Source organism: Staphylococcus sp. AtDRG32 (genome assembly GCF_004365845.1).
Lineage (GTDB): Bacteria > Bacillota > Bacilli > Staphylococcales > Staphylococcaceae > Staphylococcus > Staphylococcus hominis.
In genome coordinates, this window is sequence record NZ_SODE01000001.1 from 352,032 (window position 1) to 369,325 (window position 17,294).

At 30.3% G+C, this 17,294-nt stretch carries 17 protein-coding genes and 1 pseudogene; 6 read left to right on the plus strand and 12 right to left on the minus strand.

All coding sequences use genetic code 11. The annotated features are described in order from the left end of the window. Positions 1-5 precede the first annotated feature (5 nt). Entirely contained in the window at positions 6-200 is a 195-nt protein-coding gene (locus tag BDW25_RS01720; protein WP_002448761.1) for a hypothetical protein, read from the minus strand. A gap of 224 nt (positions 201-424) precedes the next feature. Here BDW25_RS01720 and BDW25_RS01725 point away from each other — a divergent pair, with 224 nt between their 5' ends. Beyond that, complete coding sequence (locus BDW25_RS01725; RefSeq protein ID WP_002448844.1) at positions 425-1,450, plus strand: threonine aldolase family protein; 1,026 nt, start codon at positions 425-427, stop codon at positions 1,448-1,450. Positions 1,451-1,792: 342 nt separating this feature from the next. Further along, on the plus strand, positions 1,793-2,626 hold the full coding sequence (locus BDW25_RS01730; RefSeq protein WP_133944710.1) for a hypothetical protein: 834 nt from the start codon (positions 1,793-1,795) through the stop codon (positions 2,624-2,626). Positions 2,627-2,846: 220 nt separating this feature from the next. On the opposite strand, the gene BDW25_RS01735 is transcribed toward BDW25_RS01730, so the two are convergent. Then, positions 2,847-3,041 (minus strand): DNA-binding protein, encoded by a 195-nt coding sequence (locus BDW25_RS01735; RefSeq protein WP_077700447.1) that lies wholly within the window; start codon positions 3,039-3,041, stop codon positions 2,847-2,849. 462 nt (positions 3,042-3,503) lie between these two features. Next, positions 3,504-3,757 (minus strand): annotated as a pseudogene (locus BDW25_RS01740) (DUF739 family protein). Between the two features lie 165 nt (positions 3,758-3,922). Between BDW25_RS01740 and BDW25_RS01745 the strand changes: the two are divergent. The 3 genes from BDW25_RS01745 to BDW25_RS01760 all read left to right on the plus strand — a co-directional run bounded on the left by BDW25_RS01745 (position 3,923) and on the right by BDW25_RS01760 (position 6,720). Continuing rightward, positions 3,923-4,303: a helix-turn-helix domain-containing protein gene (locus BDW25_RS01745; protein WP_077700446.1), complete on the plus strand. Its 381-nt coding sequence runs from the start codon at positions 3,923-3,925 to the stop codon at positions 4,301-4,303. 623 nt (positions 4,304-4,926) lie between these two features. Beyond that, the gene (locus tag BDW25_RS01755; RefSeq protein WP_133944712.1) at positions 4,927-5,529 is read left to right on the plus strand and encodes a hypothetical protein; all 603 of its coding nucleotides are present in this window, start codon (positions 4,927-4,929) and stop codon (positions 5,527-5,529) included. A 66-nt stretch (positions 5,530-5,595) separates the two neighbouring features. Next, entirely contained in the window at positions 5,596-6,720 is a 1,125-nt protein-coding gene (locus BDW25_RS01760) for a tyrosine-type recombinase/integrase (protein ID WP_133944714.1), read from the plus strand. Between the two features lie 143 nt (positions 6,721-6,863). Here BDW25_RS01760 and glnA read toward each other — a convergent pair whose 3' ends face one another. The 5 genes from glnA to hflX form a co-directional block, all read right to left on the minus strand. Beyond that, a complete protein-coding gene (gene glnA, locus BDW25_RS01765) occupies positions 6,864-8,204 on the minus strand; it encodes a type I glutamate--ammonia ligase (RefSeq protein ID WP_133944716.1) in 1,341 nt (446 codons plus the stop codon). A 20-nt stretch (positions 8,205-8,224) separates the two neighbouring features. After that, positions 8,225-8,593, minus strand: a complete 369-nt coding sequence (locus BDW25_RS01770; protein WP_161800506.1) for a MerR family transcriptional regulator — start codon at positions 8,591-8,593, stop codon at positions 8,225-8,227. A gap of 223 nt (positions 8,594-8,816) precedes the next feature. Then, positions 8,817-9,791, minus strand: a complete 975-nt coding sequence (locus tag BDW25_RS01775; protein WP_133944718.1) for a tRNA dihydrouridine synthase — start codon at positions 9,789-9,791, stop codon at positions 8,817-8,819. A gap of 140 nt (positions 9,792-9,931) precedes the next feature. After that, complete coding sequence (locus tag BDW25_RS01780; RefSeq protein ID WP_077700441.1) at positions 9,932-11,170, minus strand: methionine gamma-lyase family protein; 1,239 nt, start codon at positions 11,168-11,170, stop codon at positions 9,932-9,934. A gap of 25 nt (positions 11,171-11,195) precedes the next feature. After that, positions 11,196-12,434: a GTPase HflX gene (gene hflX / locus BDW25_RS01785; protein WP_049336394.1), complete on the minus strand. Its 1,239-nt coding sequence runs from the start codon at positions 12,432-12,434 to the stop codon at positions 11,196-11,198. A 109-nt stretch (positions 12,435-12,543) separates the two neighbouring features. Between hflX and BDW25_RS01790 the strand changes: the two genes are divergently transcribed. After that, positions 12,544-13,020, plus strand: coding sequence for a glutathione peroxidase (locus tag BDW25_RS01790; RefSeq protein ID WP_002448833.1), 477 nt, complete (start codon positions 12,544-12,546; stop codon positions 13,018-13,020). A 189-nt stretch (positions 13,021-13,209) separates the two neighbouring features. Here the strand turns inward: BDW25_RS01790 and hfq are convergent, their stop codons facing one another. The 4 genes from hfq to BDW25_RS01810 form a co-directional block, all read right to left on the minus strand. Continuing rightward, positions 13,210-13,452 (minus strand): RNA chaperone Hfq, encoded by a 243-nt coding sequence (gene hfq / locus BDW25_RS01795; protein WP_002448741.1) that lies wholly within the window; start codon positions 13,450-13,452, stop codon positions 13,210-13,212. Next, the gene (gene miaA / locus BDW25_RS01800; RefSeq protein ID WP_002448817.1) at positions 13,406-14,404 is read right to left on the minus strand and encodes a tRNA (adenosine(37)-N6)-dimethylallyltransferase MiaA; all 999 of its coding nucleotides are present in this window, start codon (positions 14,402-14,404) and stop codon (positions 13,406-13,408) included. The genes hfq and miaA overlap by 47 nt, the downstream gene beginning before the upstream one ends. Before the next feature lie 3 nt (positions 14,405-14,407). Continuing rightward, complete coding sequence (locus tag BDW25_RS01805; protein WP_002448832.1) at positions 14,408-15,343, minus strand: alpha/beta hydrolase; 936 nt, start codon at positions 15,341-15,343, stop codon at positions 14,408-14,410. A 208-nt stretch (positions 15,344-15,551) separates the two neighbouring features. After that, positions 15,552-17,222, minus strand: coding sequence for a glycerol-3-phosphate dehydrogenase/oxidase (locus BDW25_RS01810; protein WP_002488651.1), 1,671 nt, complete (start codon positions 17,220-17,222; stop codon positions 15,552-15,554). Between the last annotated feature and the right edge of the window lie 72 nt (positions 17,223-17,294).

Here is a 17,294-nt window from a genome sequence, read left to right on the forward strand (position 1 = left end):
AACTTTTATTTATCGGCTAATATTAAAAAGGCACTTAATATTTCTTCATTATTAGGAAATTGGCGTTCTTCAATTTTATCAATTGAAACATTTAATAATTCATAGCGACTACCTTCTTCACTTGCTAAATATTGATTAATTTCATTTTCCAATTCTTCAATTGTTTGTTCTTGAATTCTTTTAAATTTTACTTTGCTCATTTGTAACACTCCATTTCATATATTTGTTTAAATCATAGTCTTTTTACATATATTTATCAACTAAATTGTAAGGATAATAGGATATCTTTTAAAAACGCTTACATTTTTATTTTTATTCACTTAAATTCACATTTGTAAAAAGGTGGTGTATACTAAACACATTCTATTCGAACTTTCAGAATAATCAGTTTAGAATAAGCATAAGGAAGTTAGGGAGGAATTCGATGATATCTTTTGAAAATGATTACCTAGAAGGTGCACATCCAAAAATTTTACAACGTTTTATTGATACAAATTATATTCAAGCTTCGGGTTATGGGGATGATCAATTTTCAAAACAAGCCGCTGATCAAATTCGAAAAACGATTCAATGTCCTGAAGCCACTGTTCGCTTTTTAATTGGTGGTACACAAACAAATCAAGTTGTTATTAATACTGTATTAAAGCCATATGAAGGAGTTATTTCAGCAGATACAGGTCATGTGGCAGTACATGAAGGGGGCGCTATAGAATTTAGTGGTCATAAAGTATTAGCAGTGCCATCTTATGAAGGTAAGATTTCACCTAAAGAAGTAAATACCTATCTTGAAACTTTTTATAGTGATTTCAAGCGTGAACATATGGTATTTCCTGGTATGGTATATATTTCTCATCCTACTGAATATGGAACGCTTTATAGCAAAGAAGAACTCAAGAATTTATCAGACGTCTGTAAAGAACATAACATTCCATTATTTATGGATGGTGCACGATTAGGTTATGGTTTAATGAGTAATGAAACAGATGTCACAATTGAAGATATTGCTAATTACTGTGACATTTTTTATATTGGTGGTACAAAGATTGGTGCACTATGTGGTGAAGCGATTGTATTCACAAATAATAATGAACCTACACATTTCACTACACGTATTAAACAGCATGGTGCCCTACTTGCTAAGGGACGTTTAGTTGGTATTCAATTTTTGGAATTATTTACTGATAACTTGTATTTTGAAATTAGTCGACATGCTATTAATATGGCGAATAAAATGAAACAAGGATTTATCGATAAAGGTTATAAAGTGTATTTTGATTCTCCTACTAATCAACAATTTTTCGTATTAAGTGATGATAAGATTAAAGATCTTCAGAGTAAAGTGAAATTTGCAATTTGGGAAAAATACGATGATACACATCGTGTTGTTAGATTTGCAACAAGTTGGGCAACAACTGAAGAAAATATAGACAAACTTTTGGAATTAATTTAATTATTAATTTATTTAATATAGACCTTAAGATGATGTACTTTGGGTCTATATTTTTATGTTTACATAATATTTTTATAATTCATACAAGTTTTACTGATATATTAAAAATACTTTATACTAAAACCTTATTAAATCAATGTACGTTTTATAGTTAAATATATTTTGTTGCCCAATATACTAAAACTTACAAAGTGGGAAACTACCTAGGCTCTATCTCTTAGTACATAAGGGATAGAGCTTTATTTTATATTTAGAAAATTGGTCAAGGTTGATTGTAATAAAAACAGGGTATATTGATGTAAACATTATAAATTATTTACATTTTATGGAGGAAGATATTTAATGTTTATTCTAGGCGAAACTACCGCTTCAAATTGGCCTGCTATATGGTCAGCTATTGCTGCAATGTTCTCATTTATTGTAGCGTTTATCACTTTATGTATTACTATTAAAAAGAATTTAAATGAAAGAAAACGAAAATCACCAAATATTATATTGACAAGAAAAGAGTATAAAATTAATAGTGATAATCACCCTTCGGAATTACACGTTTTGGAATGGTTCAATAGATTTTTAAAAAAATGGTATAGGCATAATAAATTAAAATATAGTTTAATAGTAACATCAGATCAACCACTTTATGATCTTCATGTCTCTATAACTCCTTCGAAAAATAATAATATAAATTCTTTAATTGACGAAATTCAAAAAAGATATAATAAAGAAACCTCTGTAGTCGATACAAATAATAAATTAAAATCATTTAATAAATTTCTATTTGAATATTATTATAACGAAGATACCGAATATTTCGGTATAAAACCTGCCACCAATGAAACTACTCTTATTTATTCTATCAATGATAGAGAGTATCATTACTATGAAAAAATAGACGATATTTTAACAATTCCATTCCCTAAAAGTATTTATTCATATATATATGCGTATTATTTAGAATATAAAGAAAAAATTAATAACGCTTCATTAGCAATTACTACTTTTGAAAAAACCTTCACTTTCAATTTAGAAATAAGTTATTTTAATAAATTCGAATCTAAAACAAAACTAATCAATGATATAATTGAACTTAAAATTTCAAAAAAAATTGAATCGGATGCTATTTATATTAAAATTCAAAATAAGTTGTTTAAAGCTAAAAATTTGAAAAACTTTTAACTAGATTTTATTTTATTCAAATTCAAGTTCCTCACATTATAACAAACTACCTTTTAATAGATGTGAGGGGCATTATTTTTAATTATAAGTTTTCTAAGTAATCTTTTACTTCTTGGAGTGTATATTCAAATTGAGTAGGCTTTTCAATTTCTTCTTCATAAAATTTACTATTTAGATCTTTATTTTTAATTAAGTCTAAAATGTATTTAGTATCTTTTAATCACTCTGGGTTGATTTCGTAAAAGAAAAAGCTGCCGTATTCATATAATTTTTCACATTTACTAAGACCTAAATTATCTAGTTTACGTTCACCCCTTCTTAATCTATAAATAGTACTTTGCTCTACACCTGTTTGTTTGGCTATGTAATTACTACTTAAATCACTGTTTAATAAATTGATGATTGCTTCTCTCATTTAATGTACTTCCTTTCGGTTATCTTATGACTATATTATGCTTTTTGTCATAACTTTTTAAAACATAAAAATTGTCCCACAAGCTAATAAGCAAATCAACTTATGAGGCTAATATTAAATATCATATGTAAAATATTAAATTTTTCTTTGATATATACTACTCTAATTAATAGTTAAACTATTTATAAATCCTATCGCTTCTTTTCTACAAAAGAAATTGTCTAATGCTTTATAAGTATGACTTTTACAAACTCTATAAACTTTACGGTTGATATTTAGCTAGTAAACTTCTGCTCTATAACCTTTGTAATAGAATGTATTTAATATGCATTGAGAATTCAAAAGTTACTTATATATGTATATTGCAATTAAAAGTTTTTCAAAACTTTCTTCTAAATTATTTTCCAATAAAGCATGCCTAAATTTTGATTTTGAGGGTATTACCTATAAATAATATATATTTTAAATAGGAAGTGAATAATTCAAGTGAATTTCGATATTATTGAACTTTGTGATTAAAAAATATACTGAAATACTATCTTCTTTCAAACCTAACAAGTCAATCGCTTTTGAAATTTCTTTATCTTTCCATGAAACTTTATTATTTAGTTTCAGAGAAAGACTTCTCTCAGATAATTCAATGCTTCTAGCAAAAGCATATTGACTTCCATATTCAGAAATAATTTTTCATTCAAAACTGAATAATCAAATTGCATTTTAAAAACCTCTTTAGTTTTTGTTCGATATTTTTGAACTTAAGTTAAATCCATCACAATAATTTAAAACTCGCAACGCTTTTATTCAAAATTTTTGAATTTAATCATTGAACTTTAGTTCAATGACTTGTATAATAAATCTATAGACTTAAGGAGGTTTATATAATGAAAAGTTCGTTTAGTGCGCGTTTAAAAGAAGCTATGAGAAATAACGGAATGAAACAAATTGATATTATAAATAAATCAAAATTACTAAATGATACTGATGGTATAAAAATTACCAAAACTGATTTAAGTCAATATGTAAATGGTAAAACTTCTCCCGGTCAAAAAAAGTTATATGTATTAGCTAAAGTTTTAAATGTTAGTGAAGCTTGGCTACTTGGATATGATGTTGACTCTAATCGTTCTACCGATGAAGAGAGACAGTTAAGTCATAATAAACAAATTATTGCCGCACATATAAGTGATGATGTAACCGATGAAGAAATGAAACAAATAATAAATTTTATAAACTTTATTAAAGATAATAAAAGCGATAAATAAAAAGAGACGCTAAATTATTACTAAATTTTTTTAATTAGTATAATTGTGTCTCTTTTTTTTATAAATTAAATTATGCATAATTTTACTTTTAAATAGGAGATAAGGCTAAAAAATAAAAAAACTAAGTTTCAAAAATTTTTTATAAAGGAGTAGAAATTATGCATCAATACAAGGAGTTGATTGATGACATTAATATCGAGTATAAAGAGATGCCTGAAAAGTTAGAGTGTATGATAGTAGATAAAAAATTATATATAAATACCAAATTGTCTTCGAATACTGATTTTAGGAAATCATATTATATTCTTAAAAATTTTAATCAAGACATAAGTTATTTAATTCCCCTCATGAAGATTCAAAAAGCTATAGAGATTTATAATTGCAATACCCTCCAAAAATTAAGCAACTTTTTTAAATTATCTACCTATAAAATCCTTCAACCTATTTATTTTTAAAACTATACATATTCCAATCTCGCATTTCTTAAAATATTGTTGAATGAAAATTAGCTTTATATTGTACAGGAGTGATAGATTATGCAGCTAGAAAAAACACCCTTTTATAAAAAATACTGGTTTATATTTTTATCTTTAATGTTTTTCTTTCCATTAGGAGTATTTTTAATGTGGAGATATACTCCCTTTAAAAAGTCAACAAAAATAGTCATATCCTTAGTATTCGCAATATTTTTTGTTCTTGCCTTAACACTGCCAGACTCTGATTCTGATGAAGAATCAAATAATTCAACTCAACAACATGAAACAAAAGAGAGTAATAAAGTTGAAACACCCGCTTCAAATACAAAAGAAGATACTAAAATTAATAATGAAAATAATTCGATAAATAATAATGATTCAATTGTTGATAATAGCGAAGATCAAACTATTAAACTAAGAAATTCAGTTGAAACTGAATTACATCTAGGAAAAGTAGAAGAATTAGGTCAGTTTGATACCAACACTAATATTTTAATATCAGTTGACAATAATTTAACTGAAAACATGACTAAAAAGACTATAAATCGAGCTATTGCACAAACTCTTATTGGTATTAATAATGCAAATACAGGAGTTAAATCAGCTAATATTGGTGTAAAAATTGGTAGTACACGTGTAGTTTCAAGCAAATGGAATGAAGATGCTATTAAAAATATTGAAAAGTATAAGAATGAAATTTATGATAACCCAGCGCAATATGCTGATAGTTTTAATAAAATATATAAATAACAATTAAGGGTAGCATGTCTACCCTATTTTTATACAACAAGAATTAACAACTAGGAGATGATTTACATGGCATCATTCGAAAAACGTGGTAGTAAATGGCGTTTTAAAATTCATTATCATGATAATTTAGGAAGAAAAAAATATATTAGTAAATCAGGCTTTAGAACGAAGCAAGAAACTAAACGAGCTGCAATAGAATTAGAGAGTAAGATTAATAAAGGCTATAAAGAAGAAAAAAATTATACTCTAACAGAATGGCTCGATTACTATCTTGAAACTTGGAGAAAAAATAAGATAAGCAATAGTAGTTTTTACATTGAACAATTCTCGAAGAAACGAATATTAGACTTTTATAACGATATAAATATAAAAGACATTACACCCTCTATACATCAAAGTTTTATCAATTACTTAATTGAAAAAGGCTATAGTAAATCCACATTATCTAAAACACATAATCTATTAAAGCGTAGCTTAGAACGAGCTAAATATGACAGACTCATCTATCACAACCCATGTGATGGTATAACCTTGCAACACATAGATTTGAAACAACAAGAAAAAGCTAAGTATCTACCTAAAGATAAAATTAAACCATTTCTAGATATGGTACGTAAAAGAGATGTATATCAATATTTTTTATTTAGAACTCTAATAGAAACTGGTATGAGAATTGGCGAAGCTAGTGCTTTAAATTGGAATGATTATGATAGAAAACTTAAAACATTATCAATTACTAAATCGTATAATCAAAAGTCTAATAAATTTGGACCCACTAAAAATAAAGAAAACAGAGTTATTTTTATTTCAGATGAGTTAGCTAAAGAACTGTTTAAACTTAAGAATCTACAAAATAGTAACAAAATTGTTAATGCGGATTTCTATAATAATTCTTACGATTATATTTTCTGTAATGAGTTTGGTGAACCATTACCACGTTCAACAACTCATAATACTATGATGTATGTTACTGGAAAATTACTAGGTAAAGATAATAGATTAAGTATTCATAAACTAAGACATACACATGCTACGCTACTTCTAGAAAGCAATGTACCTATGAAAGTAATCCAGGAACGCTTAGGTCATAAATCTGAAGCCATTACGAGTGAAGTATATAGTCATGTAACTAAAAAAATGAATGATGACGCTAAAGAAAATTTCGAGAAGTATATAAAGAATGTTTTTTAACCTTAGTTGCCCAATAGTTGCCCAGTTTCTCAAAATCGCTCTAATTTTTATGATTTAGTTGCCCAGTTTTCAAACAAAAAAGAAGCTAAGACAAGTGCCTTAACTTCTTATATCCCTAAGTCTTTCCCCTTTTTGCTTAGCGATTAGTATTGTTTCATATATTGATCGCGTTCCCATTCAGAAACTTGAGTTCTATAATAGTCCCATTCGATAGATTTAGAATTAATAAATTGATTATAGATGTGATTACCTAATGCTTTTTTAACTGTATCGTTTTCACGCATTGCTTTTAATGCAGTGTAAAGTGTAGATGGTAAATCTTGAATACCTACTGCTTCACGTTCTTCACGATTCATTTCATAGATATTTTGGTTTACTGGTTCTGGTACTTTAGTTTTGTTTTTAATACCGTCTAAACCAGCTTGTAAGATCGCAGCTAAAGCCATATATGGGTTAGCAGCTGGGTCAACTGAACGTACTTCAATACGAGTTGATAAACCTCTTGAAGTAGGTACACGTACTAATGGAGAACGGTTTTTACCACTCCAAGCAATGTAACATGGCGCTTCGTAACCAGGTACTAAACGCTTATATGAATTGACTAATGGGTTACATACTGCTGTAAATCCACGTGCATTATTTAAGATACCTGCAGTAAAGTGATAAGCATCTTCAGTTAATTGATCTTTGCCGTTTGGATCAAAGAATGCATTTTCTTTGCCTTTGAATAAAGATACGTTGAAGTGCATACCACTGCCATTTACACCAAATAATGGTTTTGGCATAAATGTCGCATGTAAATTATGTTTACGTGCAATTGTTTTAACAACTAATTTAAATGTTTGAATGTTGTCACATGCTGAAATTGCATCTGCATATTTGAAGTCAATTTCGTGTTGACCTGGTGCTACTTCATGGTGACTTGCTTCGATATCAAAGCCCATATCTTCTAATTCAAGGACGATGTCACGACGACAATTTTCACCTAAGTCAGTTGGTGCTAAGTCAAAGTAACCACCATTATCATTTAATTCTAATGTTGGTTCACCTTTTTCATCCAATTTGAATAAGAAGAATTCCGGTTCAGGTCCTAAGTTGAAATCTGTATAACCTAAGTCTTCCATTTCTTTTAATATACGTTTTAAGTTCGTACGTGGATCCCCAGCAAATGGTTCTCCATCAGTTGTATAAACATCACAAATTAAACGTGCTACTTTGCCTTGACCTGCTGTCCAAGGGAAGATAACCCAAGTATCTAAATCTGGGTATAAATACATATCTGATTCTTCAATACGTACGAAACCTTCGATTGAAGATCCATCAAACATCATTTCATTATCTAACACTTTTTCTAATTGGCTTACTGGAACTTCAACATTTTTAATTGTGCCTAAGATATCAGTGAATTGTAATCTTAGATATCTTACGTTTTCCTCTTTGGCAAATTTGCGAATATCTTCTTTTGTAAAAGTACGTTTTGGCATGGTAGACATCCTCCAAGTAATTAATTAATAAATCGTGATAAATCGCCACGGTTTATCGGTAAAGCTTCACTGCGCGGTTTCTGAGTTGCATCTACAATCATTCTTTTTCTCGTTTCTTGTTCATCAGTAGTTAAGTGCCCTTGATTATTTGTAATTATTTGTTTAATACCTTTTAAATTAAAACCTTTTTCAATTAACGCTTTAATTTCTAACAGTCTCTCTAAATCATTCATAGAGAATAACCTTTTATTTCCTTCGGTACGTTCGGGCTTAATGAGTTCATGTGTTTCATAATAACGTATTTGTCTTGCTGTGAGTTCTGTCAATTTACAAACAACACTCATAGAGAACACGGCCATATTACGTCTTATTGTATCGTTAGACACTATAACCTCACCTCTACTTTTGAACTTGTCTATAATTTAGCATAGATTAATACGAAATACAAAAATATGTCAGGTTTTCTTACATGAAAATTAAATATTTCTTACATATAAACATAAAGCCCATAGATACAGTTATCTACAGGCTTTTTACTATTTAAAAATTATTTTTTACGACATCAATACGATAGCGTATTCTTATTGTTGAGTTTTGAAAATTTAAGCTTTATTAATGGTTATCTTCCATATTTGCTTCAAAATCATCAAGTAATGCTCGAGCTTCATCCACATTTTCTGTACTCATTAATTGATGTCGTAATTCACTTGCACCTCTAATACCTCGCACATAAATTTTAAAGAAACGTCGTAAACTTTTAAATTGTTGTGTTTCTTCATTTGAATACTTTTCAAATAACTCTAAATGTAATCTAAATAAATCCAAGAGTTCTTTACTTGTATGTTCGCGTGGGTCTTTTTCAAAAGCAAAAGGATTATGGAAAATACCTCTTCCAATCATCACTCCATCAATACCATATTTCGTCGCAAGTTCCATTCCTTTTTGTCTATCTGGAATATCACCATTAATAGTTAATAATGTTTGAGGCGCCACTTCATCACGCATTTTTTTAATGGCTTCAATTAATTCCCAATGTGCATCAACTTTACTCATTTCTTTACGTGTACGAAGATGGATAGATAAGTTTGCAATATCTTGCTTAAATACATGTCTTAACCATTCTTTCCATTCCTCTATATTATAATAACCTAGACGTGTTTTAACACTAACAGGTAGTCCACCTGCCTTGGCTGCTTGAATAATTTCAGCTGCTCTTTCTGGTCGTAAAATTAACCCAGACCCTTTACCCTTTTTGGCAACATTTGCGACAGGACAGCCCATATTTAAATCAATACCTTTAAAGCCCATATCTGCTAAACCAAAACTCATTTCTTTAAATTGTTCTGCCTTATCACCCCATATATGAGCAACCATAGGCTGTTCATCTTCACTGAATGTTAAACGTCCTCGTACACTATGTATCCCTTCTGGATGACAAAAACTCTCCGTATTTGTAAATTCAGTAAAAAATACATCCGGTCTCGCTGCTTCACTTACTACATGTCGAAAAACAATGTCTGTCACGTCTTCCATCGGCGCTAAAATGAAAAATGGACGTGGTAATTCATTCCAAAAATTTTCTTTCATAATTGATTTAAACCTTCTTATTCATTAGTATCTCGCATAATTAACCATGATATATTATCATAAAATAAATCCATATACAAAAAGAAATTCACTCTCATTATTTTTATTACTATTTATTTTTGAATATTTTGTTATACTACTTAAATTAAATTCTGTTCTTTTAAATTCATTACTGCACGTGTTACTGCAATTTTAACGTGTTCATAAGTTAGACCACCTTGCACATATGCCTCATAAGGCGGACGAATCGGACCATCTGCTGATAATTCAATAGAGGAGCCTTGCACAAATGTTCCTGCTGCCATGATGACATCATCTTCATAACCAGGCATATAACTAGGTTCAGGACTAAAGTGTGCATTAATTGGTGAAGCATGTTGAATACTTTGACAAAATGCAATCATCTGTTCTTTTGTCTCAAATTGAACGGTTTGAATTAAGTCTGTACGCTTAGCATCGTACTTGGGTACTGTGTTCATATTCATTTTTTCAAGAAGTAAACTTGTAAATAGTGCGCCTTTTAAGCTTTGACTCACTACATGCGGTGCTAAAAAGAATCCTTGATACATTTCTTGCAATGAAGATAATGAAGCACCCGCTTCTTTACCAATCCCAGGTGCAGTTAAACGATAACCACATCGTTCGATTAAATCTTTTCGTCCTGCAATGTAACCACCAATTTTGGCTAATCCACCACCAGGATTTTTTATTAATGACCCTGCAATTAAATCTGCGCCCACTTCTATTGGTTCTCGATGCTCTACAAACTCTCCGTAGCAATTATCTACAAAAATAATTACATTTGGATATCGTTGTTTAATTTGAGAAATAGCATTTTCTATTTCATCTACTGTAATTGAAGGGCGTTGTCCATACCCTTTTGAACGTTGAATAGCAACAACTTTCGTTTGTTTCGAAATAGTATTTAAAACCGTTTCAATATCAATTATTCCATCTTTTAATGCAACTTCTTTATATGTCACGCCATGCTCTTTGAGACTTTCAATACCATTACCATTAACACCAATCACTTCAAGTAAGGTGTCATAGGGACTACCTGTAATGTACATCAGTTCATCGCCATATTTGAGTGTACTTTGCAATGCTAATGTAATTGCATGAGTACCTGAAATAATTTGAGGTCTAACAATTGCATCTTCTGCTTTAAACGTATAAGCATATATCTCTTCTAAATGATCACGTCCAAAATCATCATAACCATATCCTGTAGAACCTACTAAATCATTCTCGCTCGCTTTAACATGATGAAAAGCATCAAGAACCTTTTCCTGGTTGATATAAGCAGTTTCTTCAATTTCTTTAAAAAAGGGTGTTAACGTTTCTTCTACTTCAGAAACGATGTGTTGAATATCTGACATGCAATTTATCTTCCTTTATATATAATTATTTTCTATATCCTTTAACGATATAACTTTCATTATTCTCATCAAATTTCATTTCTTCGATAAGTGTATGTTGTTTTAAAAAATATAATCTATCTGCATCTTCACTAGATACAGTTTCTACGTAATATGACAAAGTCGCTTTTATTTGATCAAACAGTAACTGCTTCACTTTTAATTTATCTTCACTATTGCGACTTGATACAAATACAGACGGATGGTCTGATACCGGTACATCAGTTTCTTCAGAACATTGATCTTTTTTATTAAAAATGATTGCTTGTGGAAGGCCATCCATATCTAAGTCTTTTACCAATTGATTAACCGTATCATATTGAGCTCGATATTCTGGATGACTTGCATCAACAACATGTAGAAGTAGATTTGCGCTTTTTGCTTCTTCTAATGTCGACTTAAATGCTGCTACTAATGTTGTAGGCAACTTTTGAATGAAGCCTACGGTATCAGAAATAATTAAATTAAACCCATTGTTAATTTGTATTTGTCGTGTTTTAGGGTCAAGTGTGGCAAATAGTAAATCTTTTTCAAAAGTCGTTTCGTTTGCTAAAACATTAAACCAAGAAGATTTTCCAGCATTGGTATAGCCAATAAGTGCAATTTGAAATACTTGATTTTGTTCGCGTTGATTACGATATCTTTCACGATGTTCGACCACTGTTTTAAGTTGATGTTTAATTTCATTCATACGTGTTCTAATATGACGTCTATCCATTTCTAATTTTGTTTCACCAGGACCACGCGTACCAATTCCCCCGCCTAAACGAGATAAACTTTTTCCATGTCCTTGTAATCTAGGGAGTAAGTAATCGAGTTGAGCTAATTCAACTTGTAATTTACCTTCTCTACTACGCGCTCTTAAAGCAAAAATTTCAAGAATGAGCTGTGTTCTATCGATAATTTTAATGCCCAAATTATCATTTAATGTTTTTGATTGTGCTGTTGTTAATTCATCATTTGTCACAACAACATCGATGTCATGAAATTCTATAAAAGCTTTAATTTCATCAATCTTACCTTTGCCAACATAATATTTATAATCAAATTGATCTTTATTTTGAGTGACTTGTCCTATAACATCTAATTGACAAGTCAACGCTAAAGCTTCTAATTCTTCCATTGTAGATTCAAAATTATATTGATGATCACTTTGAGCATGTACACCAACTAATACAGCAGTTTCTAGCTTTTTCTTAGTATCATAAGTGTGTTGCTGAGCCATGATATACATCTCCTTTTTTAACATGTCTTACATATTCTATCATAGAGCAAGTTTAAAGACTAACGACTAAAACTATGTTAAATTAAAGCTAAGTTGAAAGGGTGATAGTATGGAAAATATTTATGATTTTGAAGTTCAAAAATCTAATGGTGAAAATTATAAATTAGATGTATATAAAGGCGATGTTATGCTTATCGTTAATACAGCGAGTGAATGTGGATTTACACCACAATTTGAAGGATTACAAGAACTATATAATAAATATAAGGACCAAGGATTTATTGTTTTAGGTTTCCCATGCAATCAGTTTGGTGGTCAAGAACCTGGTTCTGGTGCTGAAGCAAATCAAAATTGTAAAATTAACTACGGTGTCACATTCCCTATTCACGAAAAAGTTGACGTTAAAGGCGATAACCAACATCCATTGTTTCGTTATTTAACAAGTCAAGCTAAAGGTATGTTAAGTGAAAAAATTAAATGGAATTTTACTAAGTTTTTAGTAGACCGTGAAGGTAATATTGTTCAACGCTTCTCACCTCAGAAAAAACCTGCTCAAATTGAAAAAGATATTGAAAAACTTCTATAAATAAATAAAAGCTTCAATATAGATGACTATGTCATAGACAATCGTTCTATATTGAAGCTTTGTTTTATTACAAACATTTCTTCTATTTGTTCAAAAGTGCAAAAATTGATGAGAATTTTGCAAGCTACGTATACATTTTGACCGTGGACTACGCTCTAAAAGTCAGTAACTTGGCACTTTAATTACAACTTATTCTTCACCTTCACCTGTAGCTTCTGAATCAGTAGATTCTGTATCCACAGTGAAAGTGCTGATCGCATGTTTGTAAATCAAATGTTGTTTGCCTTGAGAAACTAAGCTAATCATGTATTTATCAAAGTCTTCGATAACGCCTTTCATTTGAAAACCATTTAAGAAAAATACAGTAATTTCCGTTTGTTCTGCTTTAAAGTTCTCTAGTGCTTGATCTTGGATGTTTTGGTTTGCAATCATGTTTAGAACTCCTTTTATTTATTTGGGTTGTAATCTCATCTAACATCATTTGAAGTGACATTGTCTCTCTATCAAACCATTGAACATTCATTTTGTTTTTAAACCATGTGAGTTGCCTTTTCGCATATTGCCTTGAATGTTGTTTCAATAATTCTATAGCTGGTTCTAATTCCATTTCTCCTTTTATAACAGGGACAAGTTCTTTGTAACCAATTGCTTGCATACTCTGACTAGATTCAAAACCTTGTTCAACTAGTGCTTTCACTTCATTAAATAATCCGTGGCCCAACATAATATCAACACGTTTATTTATTCTTGTATATAATGTTTTGCGCGACATTTCAATCCCTACTAATAATGTATCATAATTTTCTGTAAATTGTTGAACTTTCTTTCGAGAACTTAAAAGTTTTTTTGTTTTTAAGTAATATTCAATCGCTCTAAGTACTCTTTTTCTATTATTTGGATGAATATCTTTAGCTGATGTTTCATCAAACGATGCTAAGTAGCGATGTAAGTCATCATTATTTAATTGATTTAATACATCTATTTTTTCTTTTACTCTTAATTCTTTTTCTACTGATATATTTTCATCATCAAATGGATAATCGTAAATTAAAGATTGAATATATAAACCTGTACCTCCTGCAATAATAGGTACTTTACCTCTTTTTGTAATATCTTCAATAAGCACTTCTGCTCTTTTTTTAAATTCGTATGCAGAAAATGATTCATCAGGATTTAAGATATCTATTAAATAATGGGGGATCCCTTCCATTTCTGTTTCTGTTACCTTTGCAGTACCTATATTCATTTGACGGTATACTTGCATCGAATCGCCACTAATGATTTCTCCATTCATTTTTTTAGCTAATTCGATACTCAATTCTGTTTTACCCGAAGCTGTCGGCCCTACAATGACTACTAGAAAAGGTTTTTTTGATGCTTGCAATGATTACGCCTCACTCTGATTATTTTTCAATACTTGTTTTTGAATCCAATCAAACATATGATTCCATATCATTTGTTGATCAACTTCAAATAATATTTCATGTCTTCTATTTGCATAAAGTTGTACCGTAATATGTTTAATACCAGCTTTTTTAAATTTTCTGGCCAAGGATTTAATACCTCTGCCATACTCTCCAAAAGGATCATTTTTTCCAGAAATCATCAATATTGGTAACTGTTTATTTATTTTTTTTAATTGACTATAATTTGCAGTACGTGTCATATGTTTTACTGTTTCATAAATTAATTGGTTTGAAACTAAAAAGCCGGTATACTCATCGTTTACGAATTTATCAACTTCTGTAGACTGTGATGAAAGCCAGTCACTTTCAGTTCTTGGTTGATCAATCTTTTTGTTAAATGATTTGTAAACGAGTTGATTGACCCATTTTAAACGCTTGCGCTTCCCAGTAAAAATAGAAATTAATTTCAAACTGATCCCTGCAGGAATTCCTTTCCATTTAGGATATTGTCCTGTTCCAGTTAATATCAATCCATTAGCAAAATTTGGATAAGTTTCAACGAATAAACGTGCAATAATAGATCCCATTGAATGCCCTAATACAATATAGGGTAATCCTTTCTCACTATCATATAATGTTTGTGCAATTTCAAACGCATCTTGAACGACTTGATTCATGCTGTCGTAATGTCCACGTTCTTTCTCATCAATCTCTTTCCCATGTCCTCTATGATTATGTCTAATCACATCATAGCCTTGATGTGTTAAAGCTTTAACAAGTGTTTCGTATCGATCCATATGTTCAGCCATACCATGAAATATATGTACAATACCATAAGTCGCTATGTTTGCTTTATCTACTTTAACTTCTAAAGTTGTTCCATCTTCTACAGTTATTTTATAAGCACTTTGCCCCACGTATATGCCTCCAATCTCTTTCTATAATGGTATTGTTAACAACGTACTATTCCTACTAATATACCTATACTCTTTAATGTTATCAAATAGTTTGTCACTTTTTAATAGGTTATATATACTTTAAACTCAAAAATTTTATCAAAATATAAAAAAAACTGAGATTGAGTGTTTTTACCCAATCTCAGTTAATATACTATTTTAACTATATTTATTTTTCTGCAGGTTGATGATTACCATGTGTTGCTTCTTCAATAGCTTCATCAACTTCTTTAGAAAATTCATTTTTTTGTTCAGCAGTATAATTTAATAATTTATCTAATTCATCAATGATTGCTTGTTTATATTGTTTAACTGTATTGATGTCAAAATATAATTTACCAGTACGACGAATTAAGAAATCAGTTGGTTTATATACCATTTCGTTTTGTACACTATAAACTAATTGAACGTATAATTCTAATGGCATATTTAAATCTTTTTCATTCGTTAATTGTGCAATTGCGAATAATTTATCTACATTTGAACCGTATTTTGAAGCTAAATTATGTGCCACATCTGTGCTTAATCCAAGTGCTTTACCTTCTTGGACTTTACGATTTACGTAGTTTTCAAAGTTTTTACTACCGCCAACATCTCCACCAGAAATAGGTGTATTTTTAGTTTTGCTATCCGCAAATTTTAGACCATATTCTTGTTTTAAACGCTTAGCTAATAAATCAACAATTTCTAATGCCATGTGACGATATCCAGTTAATTTACCACCAGCAATGGTCAATAATCCTGATTTACCTTCCCAAATTTCATCTTTACGTGAAATTTCTGAAGGATCTTTTCCATCTTCTAAAATTAATGGACGCACGCCAGCCCAAGTTGATTCAATATCAGCATCCGTAACATGCACATCAGGGAACATATAATTGATTGCATCAATTAAATAGTCTCTATCTTCTTGGTTAGTTAAAGGTTTTGTTTTTTCATTATTATAGAATGTATCAGTAGTACCTACATATGCTTTACCTTCACGAGGAATAGCAAAAATCATACGACCATCTTTTTCAGTATCAAAGTAAACCGCTTGACGTAATGGGAATTTTGATTGATCGATAACTACGTGAACACCTTTTGTTAAACGTAATTGTTTATTATTACGTGTATAATCTTTCTTTCTCACTTCGTCTACCCATGGACCAGCAGCATTGATTACTTTTTTAGCGTTGATTTGATACTCTTCACCTGTAAGCATATCTTTTACTTTAATACCACTTACTTTATTTTTAGCATCGTATACGAAGTCAGTAGATTTAGTGTGATTAATGACTTCAGCGCCTTTTTCAGCAGCACGTTTCATCACTTCAATTGTTAAGCGAGCATCGTCAGTACGATATTCTACGTAGTAACCGCCACCTTTTAAACCATCTTTTTTCACAAGAGGTTCTTTATTTAAAGTCGCTTGTTTAGATAACATTTTTTTTCGTTCATAACGTTTAACGCCTGCTAAACGATCGTACATTGTTAACCCGATATTAGTTGTGAATTTACCAAATGTACCCCCTTTATGCATCGGTAATAACATCCATTCAGGAGTTGTTACGTGGGGACCATTTTCATAAACTATTGCACGTTCTTTACCTGTTTCAGCAACAACTTTGATTTGTGCTTGTTTCAAGTAACGTAAACCACCATGTACTAATTTAGTTGAGCGAGAACTTGTACCTTGCGCAAAGTCTTGCATTTCTACTAAAGCTACTTTCATACCACGTTGTGTAGCATCTAATGCAATACCTGCACCAGTAATTCCTCCACCAATAACTACAACGTCAAATTCTTTATTTCTTAAATTCTTTTTAATTAAGTTCCTATTAAAAGTAGATAATGCCATAATATACCCTCCAAAATTTATATTAAAAAAAGAGAAACCTATACACACACAGAAGCATACTGCATGATAACA

Excerpts from the sequence above, each read along its gene's own strand:
- hflX (WP_049336394.1), bottom strand. The coding sequence starts at position 12,434 with ATGGCTCAGCAACACACTTATGATACTAAGAAAAAGCTAGAAACTGCT.
- BDW25_RS01745 (WP_077700446.1), top strand. The coding sequence starts at position 3,923 with ATGAAAAGTTCGTTTAGTGCGCGTTTAAAAGAAGCTATGAGAAATAAC.
- BDW25_RS01810 (WP_002488651.1), bottom strand. The coding sequence starts at position 17,222 with ATGGCATTATCTACTTTTAATAGGAACTTAATTAAAAAGAATTTAAGA.
- glnA (WP_133944716.1), bottom strand. The coding sequence starts at position 8,204 with ATGCCAAAACGTACTTTTACAAAAGAAGATATTCGCAAATTTGCCAAA.
- BDW25_RS01760 (WP_133944714.1), top strand. The coding sequence starts at position 5,596 with ATGGCATCATTCGAAAAACGTGGTAGTAAATGGCGTTTTAAAATTCAT.
- BDW25_RS01735 (WP_077700447.1), bottom strand. The coding sequence starts at position 3,041 with ATGAGAGAAGCAATCATCAATTTATTAAACAGTGATTTAAGTAGTAAT.
- hfq (WP_002448741.1), bottom strand. The coding sequence starts at position 13,452 with ATGATTGCAAACCAAAACATCCAAGATCAAGCACTAGAGAACTTTAAA.
- BDW25_RS01720 (WP_002448761.1), bottom strand. The coding sequence starts at position 200 with ATGAGCAAAGTAAAATTTAAAAGAATTCAAGAACAAACAATTGAAGAA.
- BDW25_RS01780 (WP_077700441.1), bottom strand. The coding sequence starts at position 11,170 with ATGTCAGATATTCAACACATCGTTTCTGAAGTAGAAGAAACGTTAACA.
- BDW25_RS01790 (WP_002448833.1), top strand. The coding sequence starts at position 12,544 with ATGGAAAATATTTATGATTTTGAAGTTCAAAAATCTAATGGTGAAAAT.
- BDW25_RS01775 (WP_133944718.1), bottom strand. The coding sequence starts at position 9,791 with ATGAAAGAAAATTTTTGGAATGAATTACCACGTCCATTTTTCATTTTA.
- BDW25_RS01725 (WP_002448844.1), top strand. The coding sequence starts at position 425 with ATGATATCTTTTGAAAATGATTACCTAGAAGGTGCACATCCAAAAATT.
- BDW25_RS01755 (WP_133944712.1), top strand. The coding sequence starts at position 4,927 with ATGTGGAGATATACTCCCTTTAAAAAGTCAACAAAAATAGTCATATCC.
- BDW25_RS01730 (WP_133944710.1), top strand. The coding sequence starts at position 1,793 with ATGTTTATTCTAGGCGAAACTACCGCTTCAAATTGGCCTGCTATATGG.